The following is a 7,103-nucleotide window of genomic DNA, read 5'->3' as shown; positions in this document are numbered from 1 at the left end:
ATTACTTCAAATATTGGCTCCCCGGACTGGACTCGAACCAGTGACATACGGATTAACAGTCCGCCGTTCTACCAACTGAACTACAGGGGAATACTTTTTAACACATCATTCTGAACGTCTTCAATTTAGCTAACTTTGGCTCCCCGGACTGGACTCGAACCAGTGACATACGGATTAACAGTCCGCCGTTCTACCAACTGAACTACAGGGGAAACGTTAAAGCTAGTCGTCGTTGAAGACGGAGCGCATATTAAATCGCTCTTGATGATGAGTCAACTCGAGGATGAGAAAAAAGTGTAATTTTGCTGTTAAGTGCTCATCTAATGTTCGTCCTGACGTAGATTTGTGCATTTTGATGCTTGGGTGAGCAATTTTTCTGGTGGGGAAAACATGATTTATTGCATGACTCTTATTTTTATCGACTTAAATTTATGGATTTGGACCTAATGTGTGCTCTGAATTTGCTGATTTATCTCTATTAGCGCTTTAACACCGATAAATAATAATGAATTGTGAGTGGTTTTATAGGCAAAAGTCATTAGGCGAGGGGATGAAAGAGAGAGGGGGTGGGTCGGTTTTATTATTCTCGTTATCATTTTGGTTACTATATGCGGCCAAATGCGGCCAAGTGCAATCTCACTTCCCACTATCAAGCCTTGAATATGATGCAGACTTCCATATGTAGTAAAATTACATCTAAGGACTTTTCTGAGCAGGTTTTATAGGAAGGGGTTAAACCCACGCAGGGTAAGGCTTAGATTGAGTTATCCACTAAATCTGTGGATAAGCCTGTGGGTTAAGCATGGAAATGTGTTTCAAAGCCTCATAAACAGGGGCTTGAACTTAAAATCGTCAAAAAAATCACCATTGCGTAAAAGTGATTTATAACAGTCGCTTAATAAATGCAAGTGTTTATTGTAACCGAACTGTGCAGGGTTACAAAAATGTAACCCTAGCGACAGTTTTAGTTGTGAATTAATCCGCCCGTTTCATTGGTTTTCGGTTAACTATTAAGCTTATCTACTGTTTTTAAGCTATGTTGTTAAATTTCATTAAAACTAAATGGCATTGTTATTATTTTCTGCTACGACTTTAGTGTCTATGGTGAGTATAAGGGGGTTAACGCATTCCTTATCTCATTATTGTGCCAATTTATCTCGATGCAGATAAATATATCTCATCTTTATTCACACGCGTCACCTAATTGGTTTAAAATACTGCGCTGCTTAAAAAAGGAACTCGGTTAGTGACAGAATCAATATTTCGGCTGGAATCAGAATACTCGCCTGCAGGCGATCAACCTAAGGCGATAGCTAAGTTAGTCGATGGCATTGAATCAGGGCTTGCGACTCAGACTCTACTTGGGGTTACTGGCTCAGGCAAAACATTTACTATTGCTAATGTTATCAAAAAGATGGGTAGACCAACGATCATTATGGCGCCGAACAAAACGTTGGCGGCGCAGCTGTACGGAGAGATGAAAGAGTTCTTCCCGCACAATGCGGTAGAATATTTTGTCTCTTACTATGATTATTATCAACCCGAGGCCTACGTTCCCTCCACCAACACCTTCATAGAGAAAGATGCGTCGGTGAATGCACATATCGAACAGATGCGCCTTTCTGCAACGAAAGCACTCCTAGAGCGCAAGGATGTGGTCTTAATCGCCTCGGTATCTGCTATTTATGGTCTTGGTGACCCCAAATCTTATTTGAAGATGTTGTTACATCTTAGGCAGGGTGACTTCATGGGACAAAGGGATATTCTCTTACGTCTCAGCGAACTCCAATACAAGCGTAACGACATTTCGTTAGATCGTGGTACCTTTCGAGTCAGGGGGGAAGTGATTGATATATTTCCGGCAGATTCTGACAAGCATGCGATACGTGTTGAGCTTTTTGATGACGAAATTGAGCGGTTAAGCATGTTCGATCCTCTCACTGGCCGTATTATAAAGCGTATCGCCAGGATCTCTGTGTACCCCAAGAGCCATTATGTGACGCCCAGAGAAAAAATCATAGCGGCTACAGAAGAGATAAAAAAGGAGCTCAAAGAACGCAAGCAGCAATTACTGGACAACAATAAATTAGTAGAAGCCCAGCGAATATCTGAGCGAGTTCAATACGATCTGGAAATGATGGTGGAATTAGGTTATTGCTCGGGTATAGAAAACTATTCACGCTACCTATCGGGCAGAGCCACCGGAGAGGGACCGCCGACATTGCTGGACTATCTACCCGATGATGGCTTGCTGATCATCGATGAATCTCATGTCACAGTGCCTCAAATTGGTGCCATGTATAAAGGCGATCGTTCGAGGAAGTCAAATCTGGTGGAATATGGTTTCCGCCTGCCTTCTGCACTCGATAACCGTCCTCTTAGGTTTGAAGAGTTTGAAGATTTGATGCCTCAAACGATTTTTGTCTCCGCGACTCCGAGTCAATATGAAATCGAAAAGTGCGATGGAGAGATTGCCGAACAAGTGGTTAGGCCTACTGGCTTACTGGATCCTGAAGTGGAAGTTAGACCCGTAGGGACTCAGGTCGATGATCTGCTATCTCAGATAGGCAAAAGGATTAAGGTCAATGAGCGGGTGTTGGTCACGACACTCACAAAACGCATGTCAGAAGACTTGAGTGAATATCTAGATGAGCATGGCATCAAGGTAAGGTATCTGCACTCAGATATAGATACGGTTGAAAGAGTTGAGATTATTCGAGATCTTCGTTTGGGCGTCTTCGATGTCCTGGTTGGCATCAACTTACTGCGTGAAGGCTTGGATATGCCAGAAGTCTCCCTGGTGTGTATTCTTGATGCCGATAAAGAGGGCTTCTTGCGCTCCGAACGTTCATTAATTCAGACTATGGGGCGCGCTGCCCGAAATATTAATGGCAAGGTCATATTGTATGCCGACCGCATCACTAAATCCATGGCGGCAGCCATGGGGGAAACAGATCGACGGCGTAAAATGCAGCATCAATATAATCTCGATAACGGTATAACGCCTACAGGAGTCGTGAAAAAAATTACCGATGTGATGGATGTGGGCGAGAGAGACAAGGGGATCTTAGGAGATTACAGCAGTCTTAATGTTGCAGAAAACGGGGCTAAGTATGTCGTCCAGGATGCCGCAAGTTTAAGCCATCAAATCGATGCGCTAGAGAAGCAGATGCATGAACATGCAAGGAACTTAGAATTTGAACAAGCCGCGGCGGTCAGGGATCAAGTGCTGAAGCTCAGAGATGCCTTTATTAAAGCTTGATAAAAAGAACTTAACATTAAGCTGCCATATCCAGACCGGTATTGTAGCTTAATGTTATCTGCCGTCTTGTCTACCTAGCGTCTGCACCTTGCCTTCGTAACGCGCTGATAGCGCAAAGCATTAAGAAGATGATGATGCCGCTGATAACGCCCACCAGATGAGCCTCTGTCGCGACTCTTGCACCTATCATCTCAGTGACTTCCTGACTGGCACCATAAACCTGCTCATAAGACACCTTGATGATGACACCAAACAACAATAGGTAACCTGACTTTAATCCAGTGGTAATGTCTTTTATCGCGCCATAGGTAAATAATCCATGCAGCATGCCACTCAGGCCTACATATCCGATCAAACCGGGATAAAACAGATATAGGCCTATGCCCTGAAGCAGACAACAGAGCCCGAAGAGCAAAATGAACAGCGGTAAACGATAATGGCTATGGTGGAGCAGCACTATGACCCAAAGGCCTGCCAGATTCATCAATAAATGCCAGGCATTGGTATGAAGCAAGTTGCCGCTCAGAAGTCGCCAATACTCGCCGCCACCTATCTCTACTCTTCTATAAGCGAGGAGGTCCGCCAAGTTTAACCCATAGAGCCCTATGCATAGGATAGTGACCAGAGTGACCAGGCAATAACTCGAAGATAACCACTGCCTGATTTTTGTGGGGATGATAAGCGTCATAGTTACTGCGCTATTTTTGCGGCTAAATCTAACTGTACCTGGGCCTTGTTATTCAAGTAGTCATCTAACCCCGTTTGTCTTAATAAACAAGCAGGACAGGTACCACAGCCTGATCCCACTATATTATTATAACAGGTCAAGGTCTCATCCCGGACTAAGGCTAGGCTATTATACTTATCGGCAAGTGCCCAGGTTTCGGCCTTATTTAGCCACATCAAGGGGGTAACAAGCTCAAGCTGTCTGTCCATTCCCTGAACCAGCGCCGATGCCATCGCCTTGACAAAATCATCACGACAATCGGGATAGCCTGAATAATCCGTTTCACACACTCCGGTGATCACGGCCTCTGCGCCCACTTGATAGGCAAAAATCCCAGCTAAAGTGAGAAATAAGATATTACGACCCGGCACAAAAGTATTGGGTAAACCGTTGTCCATGAGTGTGTTCGATACGGCAATATCGTCTCGGGTTAATGCCGAAATGGCTAGCTCGTTTAACATGGTGACATTCAGGACTTTATGACTCGCTAAACCAAGACGCTTACCTAGTCCCTTAGCGACTTCAATTTCCTGACTATGACGTTGTCCATAATCGAAGGTGATACCGTGAACTTCATCATATTGCTCGAGTGCTTGGATTAAACAGGTTGTTGAATCTTGTCCACCACTAAAAACGACGACTGCTTTTGACATAATGATCACTCAAGTATTTAAATTGCCATCATTTTAACTGACAGACCCTCACTTGTATAATATCACTGGTACCAGTATCGGATTTTTACTCGATTTTGAGTGATGTTAAAGCTTGCCTGCAAACAAAAAATACACTATAAATGCCGGCCATCCTTGTAGAGGTAGATCATGAAGTATCCAGTGAATGAAGTTTTTGAGACCATCCAGGGGGAAGGTGTTTTTACCGGCGTACCTGCCATCTTTGTGAGGCTTCAGGGGTGCCCAGTTGGGTGTTCTTGGTGTGATACTAAACATACCTGGGATGTGCTTGAGAAAAATCGAGTCGCCCCGGAATGGGTGATACAGGTTGATGGAGAGATTGGTCGCTGGTCCGAGTTAACCGCTGAAGAACTGATTAACTTTTTTTGCCGCAAAGGTTTCAATGCTAAGCATGTTGTGATCACGGGCGGAGAGCCATGCATCCATGACCTGACCGAATTGACATCACAACTCAACAGCCAAGGTTATGGGACTCAAATCGAGACCAGTGGTACGTTCGAGGTGATCTGTTCAGATAAGACTTGGGTCACAGTGTCACCTAAGGTGAATATGAAAGCGGGCATGGCAGTACTGACTCAGGCACTCGAGCGAGCCGATGAGATTAAGCATCCGGTAGCCACGTCAAAACATATCGATGATTTGGATGAGTTACTCGAGGGGATTGAACTTTATGGTAAGACAATCTGCCTGCAACCCATTAGCCAGAAACCTCGTGCCACAGAGCTAGCAATGAAAACCTGTATCGAGCGTAACTGGCGTTTATCGATACAGACACATAAATACCTCAATATAGATTAATCTTGCCATAGCCCTGCAGCCGAGCGAGCTAATTGATTCGGCTTAAGGGAACATGAGTAAGCTAGCTTGCCTGTCATATCAAGACCTCTGGGCCTGCTCCCCAGTTCGTTGAGAACACCCATCTTATTTTTAGTCCACTCAGTCCCAATCAGGCCCAATCAGGATCACAGTATTTACTGTCTAAGTTAACTGACCCGTGAGATCAAAATTTTTCAGCTGGTTGTCAAAGTCGCTGAGATCACCAATGTTTTCCTGAATCCATTCAGGGTTGTAGTAAGTGTCTAGGTAACGTTCGCCTGAATCACATAGTAGAGTGACTAATGAGCCTGTTTCGCCCTTAGCATGCATCCTGGCGGCTATCTGTAGTACCCCATAAAGGTTGGTTCCGGTCGATGCCCCAGCTTTACGACCGATAAGCTTCTCTAACCAGTAGATGGTTGCCACCGATGCAGTGTCAGGTATCTTCTCCATATGGTCGATAACACCAGGTATGAAAGATGGCTCGACGCGGGGTCTGCCTATGCCTTCAATCTTACTGCCCTTGACCAATGTGATCGACTTGTCACCGCCAGTGTAGTAATCATAGAAAACCGAGTTGTCAGGATCGACAACACACAGTTGCGTATCGAGTTGTTGATAACGGATATAGCGCCCGATCGTCGCCGATGTGCCACCAGTCCCTGGACTCATCACAATCCACTTGGGTATAGGGTGGGGCTCCTTGTTCATCTGCTCGAAAATCGAATTAGCAATATTGTTATTGCCTCGCCAATCCGTTGCCCGTTCAGCGTAGGTAAATTGATCCATGTAATGGCCTTTCAATTCACTGGCTAAACGTTCTGATTCTGCGTAGATTTCATTGGAGTGATCGACAAAATGACACTGACCACCGTAAAATTCGATTTGTTGCACTTTTTTCTTCGCGGTGGTGCGAGGCATTACTGCGATAAAGGGCAAGCCTAATAGTCGGGCAAAATAGGCTTCCGATACCGCCGTGCTGCCCGATGAGGACTCTATGACTGGCGTCCCTTCGCTGATCCAGCCATTACATAATGCATAAAGGAAGAGTGAGCGAGCCAGTCTATGCTTCAAGCTTCCTGTTGGATGAGTGCTTTCATCTTTGAGGTAGATATCGATACCCGTAAGTACCGGGATATCTAACTTAATTAAATGTGTGTCAGCACTACGCTGATAATCAGCGTCTATGATCGCGATTGCCTGATTTATCCAAGAAGATGCCATGCTGCCTCTGATTGTTGAAGGTGGATCAAACGGAATTTAGCAGATAATAACTAAATTTAATAAATCGTGAAAGTTGAATTTAGGCGATAGGCCTAGATAGACAGGGGGGTCAAGCTGGGAAATTTACAAATGGAACTGAGATAACCCAAGGGGGATGTGCAGGTGAGATAGACGGTTTATGAGAGAAGTGGTGGAGGGAGAAGGATTCGAACCTTCGAAGGCTGAGCCGTCAGATTTACAGTCTGATCCCTTTGGCCACTCGGGAACCCCTCCACATTTTTATCTTCTGACTAATATCATTCTACCGTAACAATCACAACATGAAGAAACATTAGCTTTCACAGGTCTAAAGTCACTAAACAAAGATGGTGGAGGGAGAAGG

Annotated in this window: 5 protein-coding genes and 3 tRNA genes; 2 read left to right on the top strand and 6 right to left on the bottom strand. The window is 44.7% G+C overall.

Going from position 1 to position 7,103, the window contains the following annotated elements; all coding sequences use genetic code 11:
* Positions 1–14: 14 nt before the first annotated feature.
* A tRNA-Asn gene (locus HRU42_RS19995) sits at positions 15–90 on the bottom strand.
* A 46-nt stretch (positions 91–136) separates the two neighbouring features.
* Positions 137–212: transfer RNA gene (locus HRU42_RS19990), tRNA-Asn, on the bottom strand.
* A gap of 1,034 nt (positions 213–1,246) precedes the next feature.
* Between HRU42_RS19990 and uvrB the strand changes: the two genes are divergently transcribed.
* The gene (gene uvrB, locus HRU42_RS19985; RefSeq protein ID WP_295033731.1) at positions 1,247–3,262 is read left to right on the top strand and encodes an excinuclease ABC subunit UvrB; all 2,016 of its coding nucleotides are present in this window, start codon (positions 1,247–1,249) and stop codon (positions 3,260–3,262) included.
* A 70-nt stretch (positions 3,263–3,332) separates the two neighbouring features.
* Here uvrB and rrtA read toward each other — a convergent pair whose 3' ends face one another.
* Both rrtA and queC read right to left on the bottom strand, forming a co-directional pair.
* The gene (rrtA, locus tag HRU42_RS19980) at positions 3,333–3,950 is read right to left on the bottom strand and encodes a rhombosortase (RefSeq protein WP_295033729.1); all 618 of its coding nucleotides are present in this window, start codon (positions 3,948–3,950) and stop codon (positions 3,333–3,335) included.
* 2 nt (positions 3,951–3,952) lie between these two features.
* Positions 3,953–4,642 carry a 7-cyano-7-deazaguanine synthase QueC gene (gene queC / locus HRU42_RS19975; RefSeq protein WP_295033728.1) on the bottom strand — a complete coding sequence of 230 codons (690 nt, stop codon included), beginning with the start codon at positions 4,640–4,642 and terminating at the stop codon, positions 3,953–3,955.
* 168 nt (positions 4,643–4,810) lie between these two features.
* Between queC and queE the strand changes: the two genes are divergently transcribed.
* The gene (queE, locus tag HRU42_RS19970) at positions 4,811–5,479 is read left to right on the top strand and encodes a 7-carboxy-7-deazaguanine synthase QueE (protein WP_295033726.1); all 669 of its coding nucleotides are present in this window, start codon (positions 4,811–4,813) and stop codon (positions 5,477–5,479) included.
* Between the two features lie 180 nt (positions 5,480–5,659).
* Here the strand turns inward: queE and HRU42_RS19965 are convergent, their stop codons facing one another.
* Positions 5,660–6,721 (bottom strand): PLP-dependent cysteine synthase family protein, encoded by a 1,062-nt coding sequence (locus HRU42_RS19965; RefSeq protein WP_295033724.1) that lies wholly within the window; start codon positions 6,719–6,721, stop codon positions 5,660–5,662.
* A gap of 188 nt (positions 6,722–6,909) precedes the next feature.
* Positions 6,910–6,994 (bottom strand) — tRNA-Tyr (locus tag HRU42_RS19960).
* Positions 6,995–7,103 lie beyond the last annotated feature (109 nt).

Source organism: Shewanella sp. (assembly GCF_013214165.1).
Lineage (GTDB): Bacteria > Pseudomonadota > Gammaproteobacteria > Enterobacterales > Shewanellaceae > Shewanella.
This window is presented reverse-complemented; position numbering and strand designations above follow the sequence as displayed.

Coding starts and splice junctions, on each gene's coding strand:
- rrtA (WP_295033729.1), bottom strand. CDS start 3,950: ATGACGCTTATCATCCCCACAAAAATCAGGCAGTGGTTATCTTCGAGT.
- queE (WP_295033726.1), top strand. CDS start 4,811: ATGAAGTATCCAGTGAATGAAGTTTTTGAGACCATCCAGGGGGAAGGT.
- HRU42_RS19965 (WP_295033724.1), bottom strand. CDS start 6,721: ATGGCATCTTCTTGGATAAATCAGGCAATCGCGATCATAGACGCTGAT.
- queC (WP_295033728.1), bottom strand. CDS start 4,642: ATGTCAAAAGCAGTCGTCGTTTTTAGTGGTGGACAAGATTCAACAACC.